General features: G+C 66.9%; 21 protein-coding genes. 6 read left to right on the top strand and 15 right to left on the bottom strand.

Annotation, left to right across the window (positions count from 1 at the left end; translation table 11 throughout):
• Positions 1-28 precede the first annotated feature (28 nt).
• From ABW137_RS05395 to ABW137_RS05385, 3 genes are read right to left on the bottom strand one after another with little or no spacing between them, the layout of a single operon-like run.
• Complete coding sequence (locus ABW137_RS05395; RefSeq protein WP_526397651.1) at positions 29-274, bottom strand: hypothetical protein; 246 nt, start codon at positions 272-274, stop codon at positions 29-31.
• Positions 271-912 (bottom strand): VOC family protein, encoded by a 642-nt coding sequence (locus ABW137_RS05390; RefSeq protein ID WP_526397649.1) that lies wholly within the window; start codon positions 910-912, stop codon positions 271-273. Before ABW137_RS05390 ends, ABW137_RS05395 begins: the two co-directional genes overlap by 4 nt.
• Positions 913-933: 21 nt before the next feature.
• Positions 934-1,689, bottom strand: coding sequence for a maleate cis-trans isomerase family protein (locus ABW137_RS05385; protein WP_526397804.1), 756 nt, complete (start codon positions 1,687-1,689; stop codon positions 934-936).
• Between the two features lie 139 nt (positions 1,690-1,828).
• Here ABW137_RS05385 and ABW137_RS05380 point away from each other — a divergent pair, with 139 nt between their 5' ends.
• The 4 genes from ABW137_RS05380 (at position 1,829) to ABW137_RS05365 (ending at position 7,309) form a co-directional block, all read left to right on the top strand.
• Positions 1,829-2,575 carry a TetR/AcrR family transcriptional regulator gene (locus ABW137_RS05380; RefSeq protein ID WP_526397647.1) on the top strand — a complete coding sequence of 249 codons (747 nt, stop codon included), beginning with the start codon at positions 1,829-1,831 and terminating at the stop codon, positions 2,573-2,575.
• A gap of 135 nt (positions 2,576-2,710) precedes the next feature.
• Positions 2,711-4,420, top strand: a complete 1,710-nt coding sequence (locus ABW137_RS05375) for an AMP-binding protein (protein WP_526397645.1) — start codon at positions 2,711-2,713, stop codon at positions 4,418-4,420.
• Positions 4,417-5,946, top strand: a complete 1,530-nt coding sequence (locus tag ABW137_RS05370) for an FAD-dependent oxidoreductase (protein ID WP_526397643.1) — start codon at positions 4,417-4,419, stop codon at positions 5,944-5,946. The genes ABW137_RS05375 and ABW137_RS05370 overlap by 4 nt, the downstream gene beginning before the upstream one ends.
• Before the next feature lie 112 nt (positions 5,947-6,058).
• Positions 6,059-7,309, top strand: a complete 1,251-nt coding sequence (locus ABW137_RS05365) for an MFS transporter (RefSeq protein WP_526397641.1) — start codon at positions 6,059-6,061, stop codon at positions 7,307-7,309.
• A gap of 66 nt (positions 7,310-7,375) precedes the next feature.
• On the opposite strand, the gene ABW137_RS05360 is transcribed toward ABW137_RS05365, so the two are convergent.
• The 6 genes from ABW137_RS05360 to ABW137_RS05335 all read right to left on the bottom strand — a co-directional run bounded on the left by ABW137_RS05360 (position 7,376) and on the right by ABW137_RS05335 (position 12,609).
• On the bottom strand, positions 7,376-8,143 hold the full coding sequence (locus tag ABW137_RS05360) for a DUF1684 domain-containing protein (RefSeq protein WP_526397639.1): 768 nt from the start codon (positions 8,141-8,143) through the stop codon (positions 7,376-7,378).
• A gap of 87 nt (positions 8,144-8,230) precedes the next feature.
• Positions 8,231-9,628 (bottom strand): NtaA/DmoA family FMN-dependent monooxygenase, encoded by a 1,398-nt coding sequence (locus ABW137_RS05355; protein WP_526397637.1) that lies wholly within the window; start codon positions 9,626-9,628, stop codon positions 8,231-8,233.
• Positions 9,628-10,686: an LLM class flavin-dependent oxidoreductase gene (locus ABW137_RS05350; RefSeq protein ID WP_526397635.1), complete on the bottom strand. Its 1,059-nt coding sequence runs from the start codon at positions 10,684-10,686 to the stop codon at positions 9,628-9,630. The genes ABW137_RS05355 and ABW137_RS05350 overlap by 1 nt, the downstream gene beginning before the upstream one ends.
• Complete coding sequence (locus tag ABW137_RS05345) at positions 10,683-11,753, bottom strand: LLM class flavin-dependent oxidoreductase (RefSeq protein ID WP_526397633.1); 1,071 nt, start codon at positions 11,751-11,753, stop codon at positions 10,683-10,685. Before ABW137_RS05345 ends, ABW137_RS05350 begins: the two co-directional genes overlap by 4 nt.
• On the bottom strand, positions 11,750-12,268 hold the full coding sequence (locus ABW137_RS05340; RefSeq protein WP_526397631.1) for a GNAT family N-acetyltransferase: 519 nt from the start codon (positions 12,266-12,268) through the stop codon (positions 11,750-11,752). The genes ABW137_RS05345 and ABW137_RS05340 overlap by 4 nt, the downstream gene beginning before the upstream one ends.
• Positions 12,269-12,384: 116 nt before the next feature.
• Positions 12,385-12,609 carry a dodecin gene (locus tag ABW137_RS05335; RefSeq protein ID WP_526397629.1) on the bottom strand — a complete coding sequence of 75 codons (225 nt, stop codon included), beginning with the start codon at positions 12,607-12,609 and terminating at the stop codon, positions 12,385-12,387.
• A 496-nt stretch (positions 12,610-13,105) separates the two neighbouring features.
• On the opposite strand from ABW137_RS05335, the gene ABW137_RS05330 reads away from it, so the two are divergent.
• Positions 13,106-14,488, top strand: a complete 1,383-nt coding sequence (locus ABW137_RS05330; protein WP_526397802.1) for an NtaA/DmoA family FMN-dependent monooxygenase — start codon at positions 13,106-13,108, stop codon at positions 14,486-14,488.
• 3 nt (positions 14,489-14,491) lie between these two features.
• On the opposite strand, the gene ABW137_RS05325 is transcribed toward ABW137_RS05330, so the two are convergent.
• The 5 genes from ABW137_RS05325 to ABW137_RS05305 all read right to left on the bottom strand — a co-directional run bounded on the left by ABW137_RS05325 (position 14,492) and on the right by ABW137_RS05305 (position 19,277).
• A complete protein-coding gene (locus tag ABW137_RS05325; protein ID WP_526397627.1) occupies positions 14,492-14,986 on the bottom strand; it encodes a GAF domain-containing protein in 495 nt (164 codons plus the stop codon).
• 42 nt (positions 14,987-15,028) lie between these two features.
• Positions 15,029-16,135 (bottom strand): LLM class flavin-dependent oxidoreductase, encoded by a 1,107-nt coding sequence (locus tag ABW137_RS05320; RefSeq protein WP_526397625.1) that lies wholly within the window; start codon positions 16,133-16,135, stop codon positions 15,029-15,031.
• A 6-nt stretch (positions 16,136-16,141) separates the two neighbouring features.
• A complete protein-coding gene (locus ABW137_RS05315) occupies positions 16,142-16,420 on the bottom strand; it encodes an ANTAR domain-containing protein (RefSeq protein ID WP_526397623.1) in 279 nt (92 codons plus the stop codon).
• 69 nt (positions 16,421-16,489) lie between these two features.
• Positions 16,490-18,367, bottom strand: coding sequence for a family 2A encapsulin nanocompartment cargo protein cysteine desulfurase (locus ABW137_RS05310; RefSeq protein WP_526397621.1), 1,878 nt, complete (start codon positions 18,365-18,367; stop codon positions 16,490-16,492).
• A complete protein-coding gene (locus ABW137_RS05305) occupies positions 18,354-19,277 on the bottom strand; it encodes a family 2A encapsulin nanocompartment shell protein (protein ID WP_526397619.1) in 924 nt (307 codons plus the stop codon). The genes ABW137_RS05310 and ABW137_RS05305 overlap by 14 nt, the downstream gene beginning before the upstream one ends.
• A gap of 359 nt (positions 19,278-19,636) precedes the next feature.
• Here ABW137_RS05305 and ABW137_RS05300 point away from each other — a divergent pair, with 359 nt between their 5' ends.
• Positions 19,637-20,935 carry a thioester domain-containing protein gene (locus ABW137_RS05300; protein WP_526397617.1) on the top strand — a complete coding sequence of 433 codons (1,299 nt, stop codon included), beginning with the start codon at positions 19,637-19,639 and terminating at the stop codon, positions 20,933-20,935.
• Between the two features lie 13 nt (positions 20,936-20,948).
• On the opposite strand, the gene ABW137_RS05295 is transcribed toward ABW137_RS05300, so the two are convergent.
• The coding region (locus tag ABW137_RS05295; protein WP_526397615.1) for a glycoside hydrolase family 15 protein at positions 20,949-21,244 on the bottom strand (296 nt) is incomplete at its 5' end.

The raw sequence follows: 21,244 nt of genomic DNA, 5'->3' as shown, positions 1-21,244 counted from the left end.
GCGCCGATGCTCGGCACGGGCGGCGCCGTCACCGTGCCACCACCCGTAACGCGTCCTTGTCGTGCTGGACCACCTCGGAACCCTCCAGTCCGGCGATGGCGCTGTACCACACGGCATGACGGCATCCCGTGGCGCGACGATCGATCACGATGTCGCCGTCGGAACTGAGCCGAAAGTAGGGTCCCACCTTGTCGATGGCTATTTCCGGGTTCCGTGTCGCGACCGCGACGAAGCCGTCGTTCTCGGGGACCTCCAGCACGTACATCCTGCTCATGAGTGCACCAACTTTCGCTGGGTGTCCCATTGGCCGGCGCGTTCCACGATGAGTTCGGCCTTGCGGGCGAGCAGCTTGTCCATGCTCGGGTCATCGCCGTCGGCGACGTCGCAGAGTGCCTCGATGGTCAGCTCGGCATCGAGATCCTCCTGGGCAGTGACGGGCCGCAACGCTCGGGTGATCTCCACCATGTAGCCGTTGGGATCGTGGGTGTAGATCGATTCGATGGTTTCGTGCATCACCTGCATCTCCACCGGCCAGTCGGACTCGTCGAGGCGGCGACGGTATTCGAGAAGATCTTCCTCGTCGGCGACATGGATGGCCAGATGCCGGGAATTGACGAAGAACTCCGGCGTGCCCTTCGGCAGACGAGCCCACGAATCCCCGGGGGCGTCGGGGTCGCCGAACGGCTCGAGTCCGAAGTAGTAGAAGAACGCAATGCGGTCGTCGTTGCCGATGTCGAAGAAGAAGTGGATGAAGTCCGGATGTTTCTCCGGTCCCCACCCTGCCGCGCAGATCGAGTGCACGACTGGGAATTTCAGCACATCACGGTAGAACCGGACGGTGCCTGACGGGTCGAACGTCGGGAATGCAGTGTGATCGACACCTTGCACGCGGTGAATTGGCTTTTCAGACATGTTGACTCCTTGCTTGGAAGGTCAGACCGGTAGCGCGGCGTCGGCACGCAGCAGCGCCCCGGCACCAGGGATGTCCACGGGCAGGCCAAGGCCGCGCAGTAGGCAGTAGACGCCGGCGGTCGAGGCCGACAACGCCGGAAGGCCCAGTTCCCGCTCGGCGGTCTCGACGATGCTCAGCGACGGCATCTGCACACATGCCGAGACCACCACCGCCTCGGCTCGCGTCAGGTCGAGGTCGTGGGCCGCCTCTAGTACCCGCTCGGCGGCGATGCAGCCCACTTCGGCGTTGTCGGCGACTTCCAGCGCCCGCCAGTCGACCACCTCGATGCCTTCGTTCTCGAGGTAGGCGACCACTTTCTCGGCCATCGGCCGCAGGTAGGGCATGACCAGCGCCACCCGTTGCCAACCCGCGTCCTTGAGCGCAGTCACCAGCGCCCCGGCGCTGGAGAGCACCTTCGTGCGTGAGCCGCCTGCGGCGAGCTGTTCGGCGATGGCCAGTTCGACGTCGTGGTGCTCGCCGAGTCCGGTCGCCATGATGGCGACCAGACAGGCATAGAGCACCGCGTCGACGCCGGCGTCACCAATCTCCAGCACGCAGCGCTCACGTTGGGCATTCATCGCACGCAATTGCTCGGCGGTGACCGAGTGCAACCGCATGCGGCTGGAATGGAACGTGAACTCGACGCCGGGTACGCGCGACAGGATCGCCGGCATCTCCGTTTCCACGGTCACGTTCGAACTCGGGACGATCAATCCGATGCGCCGGATATCGGGCATTTGGCTGCTCACCTCACCTTGACTTGACGTATACGACAAGTCTCAGACACAAGCGTGAATATGTCAACATCTCCGTCAAGTCTTGACGCGGCGCGGGTCTTTTGACCGTTGTGTCGAGTCCGGGCGCATAATCGGTGACATGGCAAAACCGACGCTGCGCAGCGGAACCCGACACGACCTGGTGCTCGAACAGCTAATGGATGCCGCCGAGACGTTGTTCGTCAGGCAAGGGGTGGCTGGGACGTCGCTACAGGAGCTGGCGGAGGCGGTGGGGCTGACGCGCACCGGGGTCTACCACTACGTCAGCGGCAAGGAAGAGCTGCTCGAACACTTGGTCCGCGGATTTTCGTTGGCCGCCGCCAACGAAATTCAGGCGCTCGCCGACGACGTAGACCGAGACGCCGGTGTGCGATTGCGCGAAGCCGCAATCGCCATGGCGGCCCGGGTCGCCGCGCATCCCCAACGCTTCAGGTTGCTGTTGACGAGTGAAGAGGCATTTCCCCCCAACCTGGCCCGGCAGCACCGCCGTGCCCGGCGCAAGACGTTGGCGGCCATGTCGTCGTTGGTCAGTCAGGGCATCAAGGACGGTTCCATCAAGCCCGTCGACCCAGAACTCACCGCGTTCGCATTGGCAGGCGTCGCGAACTGGGTGGCGTTCTGGTACCCACGGCACGAGCCCGCCGCGCAACAGACTCCGCAGCAGGTCGCCACGGCATTGACTGACATTGCCTTGAACGGAATTCTCACCGGGGCAAAGGAACCGAGTGGCGAGCATGCGGTCTCGCAGGCAATGGCTGTGTTGCACGAGGACCTGCAGCGCTTACAGCATCTGCTCGACGCCGCGGGCGTATCCGGCCCTGACGGCGGCCATCCGGAAACGTCGTGACGTGACCCACCGCTGCGACTGATGATCGGCCCGCCTGGTCCAGGTCCGCCTACGATCGGTCAGGAGTAGACACAACCGTCTAAATATTGACACACACCTTGACACTGAGACTAAACCGTCACTACTTTGACTGTTATGTCACATTCGATCCGCCGCAGCGAGGCACAGCACATCGAGATGACCGATGGCGTAGTGCCCTATCCGTCGGAGGCCGTCCGCCGTTACCGCGCCGCCGGTGCGTGGCACGAGTCCTCGCTAGCGGCCGAGATCGACTCGGCGCTACGGGCCCATGCTGACAACGTCGCATTGGTCAGCGGCGACACTCGGTGGACGTACCGGCAGTTGCGCGAACGAGTACGGGCGTTTGCCTCCGGCGTACTCGATTCGACATCACTTCGACCGGGCGACGCAGTGATGTTCCAGATGGGCAATGTCGAAGAGACGGTGGTCAGTTACCTCGGGGCGTTGGCGGCGGGACTTCGGCCGGTCTGCACGTTGCCACAGCATGGCGTACGTGAAGTCGGTCTGCTCGCCCGCCACGTCGGGGCGACCGGCCTCATCACTCAATCCGATTTCGGTCGGCGGCAACTACCGGCAATCGCCGCCACGCTACTCGGGGAGGGAGCCGTCGAGGTCGTCATCGAGGCGCGCGGCGCGGAGATCGCGGGCGCGGTGGGCTACGAGGCGCTGGTGGCCCGTGGACGCGAGATCGGCCCGACACCGGTCGTCGTCGACCACGACGACGTCGCGTTGTTCCAACTCTCCGGCGGTACCACGGGGCTACCCAAGGTGGCCCCGCGCCTCCACGAGGAGTACGCCTACAACTCCCGGCGGTGGGCTCAAGTGCTGGGGTGGGGGCCGGGCACCGTTGCGCTCTATCCGCTTCCGTTGATGCACAACGCGGGAATCGCGTTGGCACTGCAGCCCATCCTGCTCTCCGGCGGGACGCTAGTGCTGGCGCCGTCGGCCGACGTGCACACCATCCTCGATCTGATCGAGGCGCAGCGCCCCGACACGCTGCCGCTGATACCGCCCGCCCTGGCAATACGCCTTCTGGAGGAGCCCCGAACGCTCTCGGTCGATCTGTCGTGCATCAAGGACTTCATCGTCGGTGGACAGCGACTGGCAGTCGACGTCGCGACGCGACTCCGAAGCGAACTCGGTATCGATGTCCGCCAAATGTTCGGAATGGCAGAGGGCATGTTCACCCTCACCTCGACAGGCGCGGGTGAAGCCGAACGATATCGGACTGTGGGACAGCCCATCTCAGATCTAGACGAGGTGCGCATCGCCGATCCGGCCACCGGGCTAGAGGTCGACGATGGCGTGGTCGGCGAATTGTGCGTCCGCGGGCCCTATACGATCCGCGGCTATTTCCGGGCGGCCGAGCACAACAACCGTTCCTTCACTGCTGATGGCTTCTATCGCACCGGCGACCTCGCTCGTCGGCACCGTATCGACGGCCGCATCGCGTACTCCATCGACGGCCGCATCAAGGACGTCATCAATCGCGGTGTCGAGAAGATTCATGCGGAGGAGGTCGAAGAGCTCATCCTGACCCACCCCGACGTCACCAACGCAGCACTGGTGGCAATGCCCGATGCCGTTCTCGGTGAACGGGCTTGCGCCTACCTCGTCATGGATCCCGACAGTGCACCACTGACCATCGCCAGTCTCGGTGAACACCTGACTCGGTGTGGTCTGGCGAAATACAAACTGCCCGAACGGGTGGAGATCGTGGCGACCTTCCCGTTGTCCAACGTCGGGAAGGTCTCAAAGAAGGACCTCCGCACCGACATCGAAACCAAACTGCAACGCGAGGCGAACCAGGAGACAGCGCTATGAGCACCAGAAGGATCGCCGTCATCGGAGGCGGCCCAGCCGGCTTGTTCGCCGCTCGCCTGGTCAAGCGGGCCGACCCCGCGGCCGAGGTCATCGTGCACGAGCGAAACGGCCTGAACACCAGCACGTTCGGATTCGGGGTTGGCCTGACCGAATCGACGATGTCCAAGGTGGCGGCTGCCGATGCCGACGTCGCCGACCGCATCCGAGCCGCCGGCTACGCCGGGCACAATTTGGAACTGCACAAACCGGACGGCGGGGGCACGCAGCGCGTCCTCTTGCACGGCGCGCGCAACCTTGCGATTGGTCGGGCCGAACTGCTCGACGTGCTGCGGGCCGCGGCGATCGAGGCCGGCGTCGACTACCGGGCCGGATCGAAGGTCGACCTCGCCAACATCGACGCCGACGTCGTGATCGCCGCCGACGGTGTGCGAAGCGCGGTTCGCGCCAAACTCTCGACCGAACTCGGCGTGCACGAGACACTCGGCCGCGGACGGTACATGTGGTGCGGAGTCGACTTCGCGGTGGACTCGGCGTTCTTCACGGCGCGCACCGGCGACGACGGCGGGTTCTTCGTCGCGCACGCCTACCCATATCGCGCCGACCGCAGCACCTTCCTGATCGAAGCCGACGACACCACCTGGCGCGCCGCCGGCCTCGACGTCCACGACGCACGTACCGGACCGGGGCAGACGGACGTCGGCAGCATCGCGGTCCTGGAGGACGTCTTCGCCGACGACCTTCGTGGGCGCCGCCTCCTCACGAATCGAACTCGCTGGGCACGGTTCTCCACGCTCGGTCTCGACACTTGGTCCAACGGCAACGTGGTGCTAGTGGGGGACGCCGCCCACACCGCTCATTACACGCTGGGCTCGGGAACGAAGTTGGCACTCGAGGACGCGATCGCGCTGTCGGACGCCCTGGCCGGCCACGCCGTCATTGCCGAAGCCTTCGCCCACTACGAGCGACACCGCCGCCCGGCGATCGACCGCTTCAAGCACCTCGCCGGTCGAAGCCAGCGGTGGTGGGAGACCTACCGAATGCGGGTAACGGCACCGGCGGAGCGCGTCGCGTTGTCCTACATGACTCGATCCGGGAACCTCGGCATCGTTGACTACGCCCACGATCACCCGGACGTAGTCGGGGCAGCGCTGAAGCTTCTCGGCACTGAACCACCCCGAGATCCTGATCTGATGCAGGACTGGGTACTGGCCGGCCGCGTCACGACTCCCGCTGAGCTGCAACATGATTCCGAGCTCGTTGCGCAGATCGTGTGGTCGGAGACAGATCCCTGGAGCGAGTCGGCCGACGTCGTCGTCAACGGGCTCCGCACCCGCCACCCAGGTGCAGTGACCTACCTGGTCGGCGCCAACGACGAGGCCGCCGTCGGCGGCCGCCTCGACATCGCCGAGAGGATCAAGCTCGAAACCTCACGGCGGGTCGTCGTCGCGCTGCCGGAGACGGCGCGCGCCCAGGGCGCCGCCGCCATCGCAACGGGTCGGTGCGACGCCCTGGTCATGCGCGAGTAGACACCCACCGCGCGGCACAGCCGCTCGATCGGTCGGAATCCCACACGTAGTCGGTGCGGCCCGCTCCCGCCTGGCCTACTCAAACCACCACCGCAACGGATGAGGACAAGCGATGACGACACCTATCGACGCACCGCCGAGGCAACGGATCGTGGTCGTCGCAATCTGCTTCGCGGCCATCATCTTCGATGGCTACGACCTGATCGTCTACGGGTCGACCATTCCGGCTCTGCTGAACTACGAGCCATGGTCGCTGACCCGCGCAGACGTTGGCGCCATCGGCAGCTACGCACTGCTGGGGATGTTCTTCGGGGCCATCACCGCAGGCACTCTCACCGACCGGTTCGGCAGGCGGGCCCTCTTCCTCGGATGCCTGATCTGGTACTCGGCCGCGATGATCGCCGTCGCGATGGCACCGACACCAGAGCTGTTGGGACTGTTCCGGTTCGTGGCCGGGCTCGGCTTCGGCGGCATCGCTCCCGTGGCCATCGCTCTCGTCGTCGAGATCGCTCGCCCGCACGAACGAAACCGGCTCAACGCCGTGATGCTTGCCGGGTTGCCGGTCGGGGGAGTGCTCGCCGCGCTGCTTGCCATCCTGCTACTCGAGCACGTCGGCTTCCGCGTGATGTGGGGGATGGGCGCATCGGCGTTGATTCTCGTCGTTCCGTTGGCGTGGCGGTACATTCCGGACACCGCACGACGGTCGGGCGGCGAGACGTTGCACTCCTCCCCGGCGCACACGCCGCGGCGGCAGCTGACGTCGAGACGGACGCTGATTGCGCTGACGTGCTTCGCGATCGCCAACTTCGTCGGCTTTCTGCTGGTGTTCGGCCTCAACATCTGGCTGCCCGAACTCATGCGAGCCTCCGGCTACGGCTTGGGCTCGGCCCTGTTGTTCCAGCTCGTCCTCAACGCCGGTGCGATCGTGGGAGGCATCTTCGGGTCGGCGCTCGCCGACCGTTTCGGGAGCCGACGGGTGGCGGCCAGCGCATTCTTGCTCGCCACCCTCGCGACGTCCGGCATGGCCATGAATCCGCCGCAGCTAGCCATGTACGTGGTGGTCTTCATGGCAGGGGCCGGCTCCATTGGAACCCAGATCGTGCTCTTCGGTTATGTCGCGACGTACTTCTCTGCTGACATCAGGGCTACCGCCCTCGGCATCTCGACGGGAGTGGGCCGCCTGGGCGCCGTCACCGGGCCCCTGCTGGGCGGGGCGCTGCTGTCGGCGAATGTGTCACTGGGATGGATCTTCTCGATCTTCGGGGTGATCGCCCTCGTCGGAGGGCTCTTCAGCTTGCTGGTGCCGCGGGTACGCTCCCAGCGCGTCGTTGCGCCCCTCGCGGTCGGGGTTCACAGCGCGTGATGCTGCGCGCGAGACACCGGCGACGTGTTGCCGAGGCGCTCGGAGTGACGCCTTGAGGCGGCCCGGTCACCTGGGGTTCTTCTCGCCCGCCTCGACCGCCACGGCCAGCTTGTTCTCCGCGGGTGCCACGGGGCAGGTCGCGAAGTCGGTGAACGAGCACGGTAGGTTGGCCGCCCGATTGAAGTCGATCGTCACTTCGCCCCCGGTGATCGGTGCGGCGACCGAAAGCGACCTGGCGCCAGGGTAGGTCGTCACGCCGCTGGTCTCGTCGGTGAACAAGACCTGCAGCGCGCCGTCCCTGCCACGAAAGGCGACGAGACGCCGTGCCGATCCACCCAGCTGGAAGTCCAGAACGCCGACGGCGTCGTGGTGATGTTCGAGACCCTCGACGACGGCACCCGTCGTGACCGTCCGCACCTCGTCGTAGGGCGTGAACGTGCCCGTGACACTCCACTGTTCGCGCGCAGGGTAGGTGGGGATGCCGTGGTACTCGGCGAGGTGGGGAGACTTCGGATCGTGGACCCGCAACGCGACGGACCCGGTTCGACGGATGACCTCGATGCGGCGTTCGCCGTCCGCGACGAACAACCCGGGCGCGCCTTCGATCGGCTCGACCCGCTCGGTGCCCTCCACGCCTTCGACGTAGGCCGCGTCGGCGTCGGCGCGCCACCGGCCAGGCAGGTCGGCGATGGTCTCGAATTCCTCGGTGAGCCAGAATAGGCCGGTAATGCTCACCCAGCCGAGTGGATCGCCGTAGTAACTTTCGCGATCACTGTGCCACTGATTCCAGGCAGCCTCGAAGGTGTCTGCGGACGTGCTGACGGTGGTGGTCATGGTGTTCACTCCTGATCGTGGGTCGGGCATCTTCGTCGGTCGGGCATCTTCGTCGGTCGGTCGGGCATCGTGGTTCGGGCGGAACAATCAGCTGGCGGCGCTGCTGTCGGCCCGGCCAGTTCGTCTCCGCGTCAACGGCTCTCGTAGGCCGAGGTGTCCACGCAGGGTCGTGGACGTGTACTCGGTTCGGTAGGCACCACGATCCTGGAGTTCGGGAACCAACCAGTCGACGATCTCGTCGAGTCCGCCAGGGACCAGATACGGCGAGATGTTGAAGCCGTCGGTCGCGCCGGCCCGCACCCAACGGGTCAGTTCGTCGGCGACTTGGCCCGGTGTGCCAACGAATCCCGACCGCAGCGATGTTTCGATGGCGACCTCGCGCAGCGAGAGGTTCTTCGCCTCCGCGAGCGCCCGCCACTCCTTTGCGATCGCGATCGGGTCCTTGCCGTCACGGGCGGCGCCCCGGGTGACCGAGATCGGCGCGGGCACCGGATCATCGGCGGGAAGCGGCCCGTCGGGGTCGAGATCGGACAGGTCACGGCCCCACACCAGTCCGACGAGGGAAAGTGCCGTCTGTCCGGTGTACTGACCGTCGAGGACCCAGCGTCGCTTCTCTTCGACCTCGGAGGCCTTCTCGGCCAGCACGATCTGAGTTCCCGGCAGGATCTTGATGTCGTCGGCGGGTCTGCCCGCGGCCCGCAACCGGGCACGGATGTCGTTGGCGAACGCAAGAGCGTCGTCGAAGTGCGTGCCGTGGCGCGAGAAGATGACGTCGGCGTTGGCCGCCGCGAAGTCGCGGCCCGCAGGCGAGTCGCCGGCCTGGAAGATCACGGGATGGCCCTGGGGGCTGCGGGGCACCGTCGCATCGAGTGACACGTCGAATTGCGACGTGGTGACTGCCAGATGGCGCACGGCATCTGGTGCGGCCCAGGATTCGCTGCCGGTCGTCGTCGCGATGGCATCCTCGGCCCAGGAGTCCCAGATTGCGCGGGCGATGCCGATGAACTCGCCCGCTCTCTGGTAGCGCAGCGCGTGGTCGAGGAACCCGCCACGCCGGAAGTTCTCCCCCGTCCACGCATTGTCGGTGGTGACGGCGTTCCACCCGGCCCTGCCGCCGGACAACAGATCCAGCCCTGCCAGGCGGCGCGCGAGGTCGGCGGGCTCGTTGTAGGTCGTGTTCTGAGTGGCGACCAATCCGATGTGCTCGGTGATGCCTGCCAGCGCGGACAGTTGTGCGATCGCGTCTGGGCGGCCCGCGATGTCGAGGTCGAGGAGCTTGCCCTGTTGCTCGCGCAGGCGAAGTCCCTCGCCGAGGAAGAAGGCGTCGAAGAGTCCGCGCTCCGCGGTGGTCACGATGCGACGGAACGTCTCGAAGTCGATCTGCGAGCCGCTTGCAGGATCCGACCAGATCGTGGTGTGGTTGACCCCCTGGAAGAACACCCCGAAGTGCACCTGGGCGCCGTTCGAGTACTCGGGTGAACTCATCAAACCTCCGAATAGCGGTTGGCGGGGCGGCTCAAGCCAAGGTTCCCCCGCAGTGAGGACCCTGGGACCGGGCGGTGCCCGATGCCGGATCGGAACAGCGCGGGAAGGACGTAGCGGGCCAACACCGGCAAATCCTCGTCGATCACCGTCGGAAAGATCCGCACACCCTCGGTGTGATCGGCGAGATCGGTGAGCAGCTCGACGAATCCCGTTGGTGAGCCCGAATATTCGAGACGAGGGGGCGTCGTCGCCTGGTGATGCCGGTTCAATGCGGCGAGGCGTTCGGCGGCGCTGGCATCCGGCGTGTCGAGGGTGACCTCGATCTCGACGAACGTCAGCCCGTCGCTGGCCCGCGCGGCATCGACGGCCTTGCCGTGCTCCGGTTCCGTGACGAGCACGACGTCGACTTGCTCTCGGTCGGCTTGCGTACCGAACACGACCAATTGACCCTGCGGCGGGCGCGGCACGATGGCGGGGCCCTTCACCGAGAACGACTCGCCCTCGAAGTCGACGTAGTGCACCTTGTCCCGATCGAGGAACCGGCCGCTCGCGTAGTCGCGGATGACGGCATCGTCCTCCCACGAGTCCCACAGCCCGCGAACGACCGTGATCGAGTCCCGTTGCTCTCGATCGAGTTCGGCGCCATCGACGATCGCCGGCCGTCCCCACGCGGCGGCCGCAGTCGGCGTCTCGATGCGCCGGGCAATCCAACCGCCCCGGCCGCGTGAGGCGTAATCCAGGGTCGCCAGCTGCGAGGAGGTGTGAAACGGCTCGGCGTAGGTGGTCTCGACGACGGGGACGAGGCCGATCGTCGAGGTGGTAGCGGCCACGAACGACGCGCGGTTCACCGCGTCGACTCGCCCTCGAATTCCGCTGTCCGGCGCGAGGATCGAATCCTCGAACGTGGCGAAGGTGAATCCCGCGTTCTCGGCCGCAGCCACCCTGCGCGACAACGTGCGTCCACTGAGGGACGCGCTCGGTGGATGACCGGCGCGGCGCCAGGCCGCGGGGTGGGCGCCCTCTCCATCCAATTCGACGGCCACACCGAAAATGCTCACGAAACCACCTCTTTCGCATGTGCTTGGGCAATCAGCGGCCGACTCGGGATGCGTTCGCGGAGAGCGGGAGCGACGGCGGACTGGAACAACTCGAGGCTGCGACGCTTCTGATCGACCGATATGCCGTCCGCGTCGGCGCTGAGGTGGATGACCTCGTGGCCAAGCTGATCGTGGTATCGCCCCACCTTGTCGATGACCTGCTCGGGACTGCCGACGAGGGCCGAACTGCGGGCGACCAGATCCTCGATCGACTCGAACACCACCGGCATGCCTGCCCGACGCTGGGCAGCGAGTCGCGCCTCGAACGTCGGCCGGTACGTGGCCAACGCCTCCTGCGACGTGGGGGCGACGAAGAATCCCGCGGTTCCCGCCCCGACGAGGGCATCCTCGGGCCGCCGCCCGTAGAACTCCCATCTCCGTCGGTAGTGCCGGACCAGCTCGGCGTACGGCTCGATGGGATGGGTGACGTTGGCGGAGAAGATCGGATCACCATGCCGGGCGGCCAGATCGACGGACTCCGTGCTGGTCGCGCTGCCGTGCCAGATGCGGATGCGCTGCTGAAGGGGGCGGGGGACGGCCTTGGCGTCGCGCAACGAAGGACGAAAACTTCCCGACCACGTCACCTGGTCGCTGTCCCACAGCGCGCGGAACAGCTCGTAACCCTCCCGGTTGCGGTCCCACTGATCGGCGGTGGTGACGTGAAACAGCTGGGCCTGCGCTGCGCCGTTGCCCTTGCCGATGATGAGCTCGAGCCGTCCCCCGGACAGATTGTCCAGCGTCGAGTAGTCCTCGAAGGCACGCACCGGGTCGAGCAGGCTCAGTGTCGTCACCCCGGTGAACAGGCCGATCGTCGACGTCCGCGCGGCGATGTGGCTCAGCACCACCGGTGGCGATGACGAGATGAACGGGTCCTCGTGACGCTCGCCGACGGCGAACCCGTCGAAGCCGAGCTCCTCGGCGAGCACGGCGGTGTCGACGACGTCACGAAGCCGGGCGGCGGCAGTCTTCCTCTCGCCGGAGACGGGGTCTGGGACGTGCGAGATCAACGTCAAGAGAAGGAACTTCACGACACGCCACCGCCGGAGCCCAGGTCCTTCTCGAACGCATGGGCACCGACCTGTTCGGCGGGCAACGAGCGGTCGTAGAGCGGCGTGTACCCCGCTGACAAGTAGAGCGCCACCGCCTCGGGTTGGCGCCACCCGGTCGTCAGGTAGACGCGGGTGTAGCCCCGTTGCCGGGCGATGTGCTCCAGTTCGGCGACGACGAGTCTGCCGTAGCCCCGCCCACGGTGTGCCGATGCCGTCCAGATGCGCTTGAGCTCGGCCGTCGTGGTGTCGTACCGGCGGAACGCGCCGCCCGCGATCGGCACTCCGTCGGCCAGTGCGACGATCAGCGTCCCACCCGGCGGCTCGAACTCCTCGGCCGGATACGCCCTGAGGTCCGCATACTCCGAGCCCACCATGGGCCCGTAGCGAGCCCCGTACTCGAACGCCAGTTCGTCGAGCAGGGGGGCTGCGAACGCATCGGATTGCCGGACGGCAACGAACCGTGGCGGGTCGACGCCCGCGTCCGTCGTCGTCATGCCTGAACTCCTCCATCTGCCCAGCGGGATGCGAGGGCACCGGTTGGCTCGTACTGAGCCAGAACCGAGCCGCCCGCGATCTCATTCCCGCGAGTCGGCGACCCGCTGGCCTTCACTCAGACGGCACCGTCACGATCCTCCAGCCGGAATCCCACCTTGAGCGTCACCTGAAAGTGGGCCACCTGTCCGTCGGCGATCTCTCCGCGCACCGAGACGACCTCGAACCAGTCCAGTCCGCGCAGCGTTTGCCCGGCCCGCGTCACGCCGTTGCGAATGGCGGCATCGACGCTGTCCGGCGAGGTACCGACGATCTCGACGACTCGGTATGTGTGCTCGCTCATCGCATCTCCCTTGTTCGATCCGCCGTCTCCCGGCGGCCCGCGACCGCTGATCGCGTCGGCTACGAGTCAAGCGCACCCAGGGCACGTCGCGCGGGCGTTCGGCTCGGGCAGATTTCATCACCCGGCTTCAAACCACGGTGATTTCAATCGGCACTCGAGGGCGGTCGTGGACGCCGCCACGACGAAAGACCGTGGCCGCCAACTGATCGAGGTCGACGGCGGTCGCCGCGGCCGGCCCGACGCCCGGGTCGCCAAGCGATGACGAGACCCCCGACTCGACGTCGCTGAACTAGCCTCGCGTCGGAGTCCGAATGTCTGGAGTGCTGACGCGATGACCAAGGAAGAGCTGCTCCGCGCGTGGTGGCCGTGGATCGCGTTGGCGCTTGGCATCGTCGTCATTGCCGTCGGCGGGATGCTGTTCTCTGCCACAGCAATCAGTTAGGAACACGTGCCAAAGCCAGCCAAGAACCGCCCGCTGTACTACTCGGCGTTCGTGATGAACACGCCGTCACACGTCATCCACGGGCTGTGGCGAGATCCCAAGGCCGCCAACCACGAGATCAACTCACTCAAGCACTGGGTCGACCTCGCCCGCTACCTCGACGGCGCCGGATACGACCTGATGTTCTTCGCCGACGTCAGCGGGCTGCGCTCGCCATGGAACGGCTCGTACGAGCTGGTGGCCAGGGAAGGCATGCAGATCCCGACGAACGATCCATCGGTGCTGATCTCGGCGCTGGCCACGGCCACCGAGAACCTCGGACTGGTGTACACCAGCTCGATCGTGCAGAGCCTGCCGTTCGACTTCGCGCGGCGCATCTCCACCCTCGACCACTACACGGGTGGTCGGGTGGGCTGGAACATCGTGACCAGCTTCTCGGACAACACCTATCGCAACTACGGGCACGACAAGCTCATCGAACACGACCTGCGCTACGAGATCGCCGAGGAGTACGTCGACGTCCTCTACAAGCTGTGGGAGGGGTCCTGGGACGAGGATGCCCTGCGGGCGGACAAACAGGCCGGGATCCATGCCGACGCAGCAAAGATCCACAAGATCAATCACGTCGGTGAGCACTTCTCAGTGGAGGGTCCGCACTTCGTCACCCCGTCGCCGCAGCGCGTTCCCCTGCTGTTCCAAGCCGGTGCATCGCCGGTGGGGCAACGTTTCTCGGCGCGCAACGCCGAGGGCGTGTTCATCTCGAGTCCGGATCCCGAGTCGGCCCGCGGGCTGATCGACGAGACCAGAGAACTGGCGGCGGGGTACGGCCGAGATCCCTACGACGTCAAGTTCTTCCAGGGCCTCTCGCTGGTGGTCGGACGGACCTCCGAGGAAGCCAGGGAGAAGGAGGCCCAGATCGAGGAGCTGTCCAGCATCGAAGGCGTGCTGTGCCACATCCTCGGCGATCTGGGGATCGACGCCGGCGCGCTGCCCCTGGAGACGCGACTGTCCGACCTCGGCGAGTACGGGGGGATTCAGGGCTGGTCCCGGTGGGCGGGGGAGGGCGCGGGCACGTCCGAGCCCACGATCGCCGATCTCGGCCGCGCGTTCGAGCGCAGCAGCCGCATCGTGGGGTCGCCCTCTGAGATCGCCGACAAGCTCGAGGAGTGGCGCGACGCGGGCATCGACGGGGTGAACGTCTTCCACGCCGTGCGACCGGGCACCTTCTCCGACATCGCCGAGCTGCTGTTCCCCGAGCTCCGCAAGCGTGGATTGCTCTCCACCGACAAGTCGGGGACGCTGCGACACAAGCTCTCCGGCGGTGGTTCCGACCGCGTGCCCGATACGCACCCCGCCGCGAAGTACCGCGGTGCGTTCACCGACAACTCGTTGGCCGACAAGGTATCCGAGCCGTTGTCGCTGCCCGCGCGAGTCTAGGGGTCAGCTGAGCGCGGTGCCGTCACCGTGGACCACGGACTCCACGGCACCGCGCAACTCCTCCAGCTCCTGGCGCTGCGCGGGGGTGTAGTCCCGTGCGGTGTCGTCGAGCACGCACACCGTGCCGACCACGGTGCCTGCCGCGTCGTGGACGGCGAGCCCCAGGTAGTTGTGCAGACCGAACTCGACTTCGTCCTCGTTGCCCGCGAACGTGTCGTCCGACCGCGAGTCCCGCACGAAGAGATCCTCGTTCGTGTCGACGATGCGTTCGCAGTACAGCGGCACCCGGCTGGCGTCATCGCCCGCCTTCCTTCCCGCCGCGCCGACGGTGTAGTGCTTGGTGGCCTCGCCCGCGGTTGCGGCGACCACCATGGAGTCGGGTTCGGACCGCATCACCAGGACGGACTTGACGCCCAGCAGCTCGGCCACCTTCTCCAACTGGGGGGCGAGCGACGAGAGGCCTGCGGTGGTGTCGGTGCGATTCGGCTCGGAGGTCATCGCACGATCATGGCTCGTCATCGCCGCCCGTGTCGACCTGGGTCAGACGAGACCCCGCGCCCGCAGCACTGCACCCGCGCCCTCGGCGAACCAGTAGGCCTCCTCGACGTGCGGTTGCCCGGACAGGATGAAGTGGTCGATGCCCAGGTCGTGGTACTCGGCGATGCGGTCGGCTACCTCGGCGTGACTGCCCACCAGAGCGGTACCCGCCCCGCCGCGCACCAGCCCATAACCGGCCCACAGGTTCGGGGAGACCTCGAGCTGCGAGGTGCGCCCTTCGTGCAGTGCTGTCATCCGTTGCTGCCCAACTGAATCCGATCGGGCGAGTACCCTCTGCGCCGACTCGATGCGTTCATCGTCGATGGCGGCCAAGAGACGCTCGGCGTGAGCCCATGCTTCGGCCGAGGTGTCCCTGCTGATCACGTGCAACCGGATGCCGAACTGCAGGGTCCTGCCGTAGCTGGCGGCGCGCGCTCGCACTCGAGCCAGTCGCTCGGCGATCTGGATTGGGGTCTCACCCCATGCCAGGTACGTGTCGACGTGCCGAGCCGCGACGTCCTCAGCGGCAGCGGAGGCGCCGCCGAAGAAGATCTGCGGGGGATCCCAGTCGCCATAGTCGACGTTGGCGCCCTCGATCCGGTAATGCTCGCCATCGAGGTCGAAGGTGTCGACACTGGACGCGGCGGCGACGCCCCTGAGCACGCGGAGGAATTCGCCGGTCCGTTGATAGCGCTGGTCGTGATCGAGGTAGTCCCCGTAGCGGGCCTGCTCGACCGGATCTCCGCCCGTGACGATGTTCAACAGCAGTCGCCCGCCGGAGATCCGCTGAAAGGTGGCCGCCTGATGGGCCGCCAGTGTCGGCGAGATGAATCCGGGACGGAAGGCCACCAGGAACTTCAGCCGGGTGGTGACCTGGCTCAGCGCGGCCGTCGTGACCCATGCGTCCTCGCACCAGGAGCCCGTCGGTGTCAGCACCGACTCGAAGCCGAGAAGCTCCGCCGTGCGGGCGATCTCGCCGAGATAGGCGATCGTGGGCGGTCGGATCCGGCTGGCCGACGGGCCGACGGCGAATTGGGAGTCGTCGCCCGACCCGACGATCTCCCTGCTGTCGCCGTTGGTGGGCAGATACCAGTGCAGATGAATGCTCATGCGTCGTCAGGAGCTCGCGACGGGGGTCAGGCGGCTGCGCCTGAGCAATTCTCCCCACGCATTGAACGCCTCGATGTCCTCGGCGGACGATCCGGAGGTACCCGTCGCCAGCGCGACCAGCGCACCGGCCAGACTGCCGATGCCGATGCCGGTGTCCTTCACCACGCGGACGAGTTCCGCGAAGGCCGCGTCGGGCGAGCAGCCGCGCTGGCCCACCAGAATCCCGATGGCCAGGTCGATGACCTTGCGAGACGTGTCGCGACGACGTGATGCCGGGTTGCTCATCGGACCATCATCGCGCGCGGCATCCGCCGTGGACAGAGATCAGCGCACCGTGATTCGACGTCGGTCCGATCAGGTAGGTCTCTCCGCGATGCGGCGCACGGCCTTCAGGAACACGTCGATCTCGTCGAACGTGTTGTAGAACGCGAACGAGGGCCGCACCGTCGCCTCCAGGCCCAGCCGACGCAGGATCGGCTGCGCGCAGTGATGCCCGGCCCGCACCGCGATGCCATCGGCATTGAGGGCCTTGCCCACCTCGAGCGGTTCGTGCCCGGCGAGCACGAACGACAAGACGCTGGCCTTCTCCTCGGCCGTGCCGACGAGTCGGACGCCCGGGATGTCGGCCAGTCGGGGCGTCGCGTACTCCAGTAGCGCGTGTTCGTAGGCCGCGATGCGCTCGACACCGATCCGTTCGACGTACCTCAGGGCTTCTGCAAGCCCCACCGCGTCGGCGATGTTGCCGGTGCCCGCCTCGAACTTGTTCGGAAGGCCTTGATAGAGCGACCTTTCGAGCGTGACGTCGGCGATCATGTTTCCCCCGCCCTGCCACGGCGGGGTCTCCTCCAGTGCATCCTCGCGCCCGTAGAGGACGCCGATGCCGGTGGGTCCGAAGATCTTGTGCCCGGAGAACACCAGGAAGTCCGCGCCGAGATCCTGGACGTCGATCGGGATGTGCGGAATCGACTGGGCAGCGTCGATGAGGACGCGTGCGCCGTAGCGATGCCCCAGTTCGACGATCTTCTTGGCGGGCGTCACGGTGCCGAGCGCATTCGAGACATGAGTGGCCGCAACGAGTTTGGTCTTGGGTCCCAGTAGCTGCTCGAACTCCGACAGCAGCAGATTGCCGGCATCGTCGACCGGTGCCACCCTGAGCACCGCCCCCGTCCGTTGTGAAAGCAGCTGCCACGGAACGACGTTGGCGTGGTGCTCGAGATGGGTGATGACGATTTCGTCGCCCTCGCCGAGGTGTTTGCCACCCCATGCGTAGGCCACCAGGTTGATGGCCTCGGTGGTGCCGCGGACGAAGATGATCTGCTCACTCTTGGGCGCCCCGATGAAGCGCCGGACGGTGCTACGGGCGTCTTCATAGGCGTCGGTGGCACGCGCGGCCAGTTCGTGGGCGGCGCGGTGGATGTTCGAGTTCTCGTGCGCGTAGAAGTAGGCCAGTCGGTCGATGACGGACTGCGGCTTCTGGGTGGTCGCCGCGTTGTCGAACCAGATCAGGGGCCTGCCGTTGACGGTTTCCCGCAGGATCGGGAAGTCCGCCCGCACCGAGTCCACGTCGAAGATCTCGTGATCGTCACGAAGTTGTGGGATCGGCTCGGCTACGGGGAGTTTCGCCACCGAAGAGAGAAAGCCGTAGTTGACCTCGTCCCCCGCGGGCTTGGCGGGCGCGGCCGTCAGGCCCAGATCGGCCACGGACGGAGCACCCGGCAGCCAGGTGGGCGCCGACCCGCGCGATGCCATGGGAACCGCCGGAGAAGTGCCTGCCAACACCCCCGGCACCGTCGGCACGATCCCCGAACTGGGCACCGCGAACGGGCTGAAGGCGCTGCCGACCGTGTACCCCGAGGACGGCCCGGCCGTCGTGTCGGGGACCGATCCGCGCGGCGCGACCGGTACCGACTGCGGAATGCCGTCCGGCCCAGGCGAACTCGGTGCCGGTACGTCGAGGCCACCCAGCGGCAGCAAGGGAACGGGCGGCGTCAGCGTGTTCGACGCGCCCGCCGCCGTCACCGCAGGCGCGGTCGCCGCGGTGGTGTCACCGCCGCCGCCGCGAGGTGCGACCGGCGTGGTCACGGGCGGGCTGTCGGGGCCGGGGCGGCTGGCGGGCGGTGCGGCGGGGAACGTACTGGCGGCGAACAGCTGAGTGGCAAGCGCGGCGAGCTCCGCCTCACCGATCGGCAGGTCGCTCTCGGCGTCTACCGAGCGGTACTCACTCGTACTCATAGAACTGGTCCACCGCCACGTCGTCGAGCACTGCCAGGGCATCGTCGGTCAACACGGCAAGTGACGAGTACAGCGTGACGAGATAGGACGCAATGGCGCTGCGGTTGATGCCGGTGAAGCGCACCGACAGTCCCGGCGCCTGCTCGCCGACCAAACCCGGCGGGAACAACCCAACCACGCCTTGGCGCTCCTCGCCCGTGCGCACCAGGATGAACTTGGTCTTGCCGTCCTCGACGGGCACCTTGTCCGACGGCACCAATGGAATGCCACGCCACGTGATGAATTGCGCGCCAAACAGATTGACGACTGGCGGCGGCACGCCACGGCGCGTCGCCTCCCGGCCGAACGCGGCAACGCCCAAGGGATGGGTCAGGAAGAAGCTCGGCGTCTTCCACACCTTCGTGATGAGTGAGTCGAGATCGTCCGGCGTCGGTGCCCCGCCCAGCGTCTGAATCGTCTGCTCGGGTGTCACCTGCGACAGCAGGCCGTACTCGGCGTTGTTGACCAGCTCGGACTCCTGATGCTCCTTGATGGTTTCGATGGTGAGCCGGAGCTGCTGGGTGATCTGGTCGTGCGGGCTGGAATAGAGGTCCGACACCCTGGTGTGGACGTCGAGGAGGGTGGAGATGGCGCGCAGCGTGTACTCGCGCGGGCTGGTCTCGTAGTCGACGTAGGTCTGCGGCAGCGGATCGTCGTCGCCTGCGCCCTCGTCGGCGTGGATCGCCACCTGCTCGGGGTTGACGACTCGGTTCACCCGGTAGATGCCTGCCTCGACGGGCACCCAGCTCAGCAGGTGCAGGAGGAAGCGAGGGGTGATCGTCGAAAGCTGGGGGACGGTCTTGGTGGCGTTCGCCAACTGCCGGGCGGCGGAATCGCCGAGGGCCTGCGACTCGTTCTGGGCGGACGTCATGTCTACCTCCTGGGTCTGAAGAGGGTTCGTGCCGTGCGGCACCGTGCGGGTCGTCGGGCTTCGTGCGGATCGTGAGGCTTTGTGCGGGTCGAGTTTTCGTGCCCAACCCTATGCTGCGCCGGTGCCCTCGACAGCGTTACCGCGCACGCCGACGAAAAGTAGAGGTTTGAGGTACGCGGCGCATCACGTATGGTGGTCGCCATGCAACAGTCCGCACTGCCGCTGCGCTATGCCTTTGCGCGCTGCATCGTGCCGTTGTGCTGTTGTTGTTGATTTTCTGAAGCCCTCGTTGTCCTGCGCTGACGCCCGCCCTCTCGGCGGTGCCATGTCGCGCGATCAGCACTCAGAAGGTCGACTCGATGAACGTCATCTCCCTCCCCGCACGTGCCAGTGCGCCGATAGCCGTCAGCCGCCGCGAGGTCGCGGGCAACGCTGACGTCAGCCGTCTGACGCGTTACCGCATGGGCACCTACTCCCACACCGTCGGCACGCTGACGTTCACCGACGGCTCGGTCGCTCGGACGGACCTGATCAGGCTGAACCCCAACGTCGAGGCGTACTCTCTGGACTTCGGGGGGATCGCGCCGACGCGGCCCTCGCACTACCGGGCTGCGGGCTGGACGGCCGTCGCGAACATCGGCGCGCGGGCCCACGAGCCGGAGGTCGATTGGATCCTCCGCAACTCCTTTCCGACGATCCGGCCCGCGGAGTTGAGCAACCGGCTCCGGGCCGCGGGCTATCCATTGGGTCCGGCCAACATCGCCGAGCACGAGGCGATCGCCGCCACGCAGGCTGCCATCTGGTACTTCACCAATGGCATGGAGCTGGACCGCCGCCCCCGAAACGTCCCCGCCGCGGTGCGGCGACGCCCGGACTCGGTGGTGTTCGAGTTCGACGGTGCCCATCCGCTGGGCGGCTATACCGTCGACGTCCGGTCCGGGCGGGCCGTGGGCCTGCGGCTGCAGAAGTCCGTCGACGGATCGAACTGGCGCGACGTGACGTCGTCCACGCTGACCACGGCTGGGCCGGGTACCTACCGCAAGGCACTCGGTGCGGGCAGCACGCTCTCCAGGCACACCGCGGGCAAGGCCGCTCAGGGATACCGGTACTACCGTCTGCTCACCAACGGCGCTCGACTGGGCGAGGTGACGTTCTGGCTCGACGGAGTCAGCCACTTCCGCAACCTGGATCGCGTGGTTCATCTGTACGACCACCTGCTCGCGGGCGCCCGCTGGGCCAGGCGTCACGCCGTGGCGCCCGAGCTGTCGGTGGTCGACGCCGTGGTCGACGGTGGCTTGATCGGCCCGCTCCGGTTGCATGCCAATCAAGTTGCGGCCCTGCAAGTTTCGCATGGCACGCTCCTGGATGCCGACGGCGCCGCCGTGACCGACTGCGAGCCCGGCGCCCAGTTCTACGTGCGTCCGGCCCCGGGCCGTCAGGCGGTGACGGTCACGGCCACCGTGCCCGCCCGCGCCGACGGCTTCGGCGGCCGGGTCATCACCGGAGTGGCAATCGACCATGCCAATAGCCGGGATGCCAATAGCCGCCTCACCCCGGTGGCGTTGGCCGTGCCCGCGCCGCTGGTCGTCGACTTCCACCTGCAGTGGGCTGCGGGCGCGGAGACCCAGCTCCCTCAGCTGCGCGCCGTCGGTAGCTGACCCGTCATACCCGTCACACGGGGGCGTTGGCCGGCTGGAACACCCCGGTGCTGTCGGCTTCCTCCTCGGCGCGGATCACGTGCACGACGGCGTTGATCAGGGCCAGGTGGGTGAAGGCCTGCGGGAAGTTGCCGAGGTGTCGGCCGGTTCGCGGCTCGATCTCCTCCGCGTAGAGATGCAGCGGACTGGCGAACGACAGCAGCCGCTCGCACAGATGCTTTGCCCGGCTGATCTCACCGATCTCGACCAGCGCCGACACCAGCCAGAACGAGCAGATCGTGAACGATCCCTCCTCTCCTGACAGGCCGT

The organism is Mycobacterium sp. (genome assembly GCF_040509115.1).
In the GTDB taxonomy this organism is placed as follows: Bacteria; Actinomycetota; Actinomycetes; order Mycobacteriales; family Mycobacteriaceae; genus Mycobacterium.
The sequence above is the reverse complement of the archived record's forward strand: the minus strand, read 5'-3'. Positions and strand labels throughout refer to the sequence as shown.

What these genes read in the sequence shown, in the direction of transcription:
- ABW137_RS05335 (WP_526397629.1), bottom strand. Translation starts at nt 12,609, where the DNA reads ATGAGCGAGCACACATACCGAGTCGTCGAGATCGTCGGTACCTCGCCG.
- ABW137_RS05300 (WP_526397617.1), top strand. Translation starts at nt 19,637, where the DNA reads ATGAACGTCATCTCCCTCCCCGCACGTGCCAGTGCGCCGATAGCCGTC.
- ABW137_RS05340 (WP_526397631.1), bottom strand. Translation starts at nt 12,268, where the DNA reads ATGACGACGACGGACGCGGGCGTCGACCCGCCACGGTTCGTTGCCGTC.
- ABW137_RS05305 (WP_526397619.1), bottom strand. Translation starts at nt 19,277, where the DNA reads ATGACGTCCGCCCAGAACGAGTCGCAGGCCCTCGGCGATTCCGCCGCC.
- ABW137_RS05320 (WP_526397625.1), bottom strand. Translation starts at nt 16,135, where the DNA reads ATGAGCATTCATCTGCACTGGTATCTGCCCACCAACGGCGACAGCAGG.
- ABW137_RS05360 (WP_526397639.1), bottom strand. Translation starts at nt 8,143, where the DNA reads ATGACCACCACCGTCAGCACGTCCGCAGACACCTTCGAGGCTGCCTGG.
- ABW137_RS05310 (WP_526397621.1), bottom strand. Translation starts at nt 18,367, where the DNA reads ATGAGTACGAGTGAGTACCGCTCGGTAGACGCCGAGAGCGACCTGCCG.
- ABW137_RS05325 (WP_526397627.1), bottom strand. Translation starts at nt 14,986, where the DNA reads ATGACCTCCGAGCCGAATCGCACCGACACCACCGCAGGCCTCTCGTCG.
- ABW137_RS05380 (WP_526397647.1), top strand. Translation starts at nt 1,829, where the DNA reads ATGGCAAAACCGACGCTGCGCAGCGGAACCCGACACGACCTGGTGCTC.
- ABW137_RS05315 (WP_526397623.1), bottom strand. Translation starts at nt 16,420, where the DNA reads ATGAGCAACCCGGCATCACGTCGTCGCGACACGTCTCGCAAGGTCATC.
- ABW137_RS05385 (WP_526397804.1), bottom strand. Translation starts at nt 1,689, where the DNA reads ATGCCCGATATCCGGCGCATCGGATTGATCGTCCCGAGTTCGAACGTG.
- ABW137_RS05365 (WP_526397641.1), top strand. Translation starts at nt 6,059, where the DNA reads ATGACGACACCTATCGACGCACCGCCGAGGCAACGGATCGTGGTCGTC.
- ABW137_RS05330 (WP_526397802.1), top strand. Translation starts at nt 13,106, where the DNA reads ATGAACACGCCGTCACACGTCATCCACGGGCTGTGGCGAGATCCCAAG.
- ABW137_RS05395 (WP_526397651.1), bottom strand. Translation starts at nt 274, where the DNA reads ATGAGCAGGATGTACGTGCTGGAGGTCCCCGAGAACGACGGCTTCGTC.
- ABW137_RS05390 (WP_526397649.1), bottom strand. Translation starts at nt 912, where the DNA reads ATGTCTGAAAAGCCAATTCACCGCGTGCAAGGTGTCGATCACACTGCA.
- ABW137_RS05375 (WP_526397645.1), top strand. Translation starts at nt 2,711, where the DNA reads ATGTCACATTCGATCCGCCGCAGCGAGGCACAGCACATCGAGATGACC.
- ABW137_RS05370 (WP_526397643.1), top strand. Translation starts at nt 4,417, where the DNA reads ATGAGCACCAGAAGGATCGCCGTCATCGGAGGCGGCCCAGCCGGCTTG.
- ABW137_RS05355 (WP_526397637.1), bottom strand. Translation starts at nt 9,628, where the DNA reads ATGAGTTCACCCGAGTACTCGAACGGCGCCCAGGTGCACTTCGGGGTG.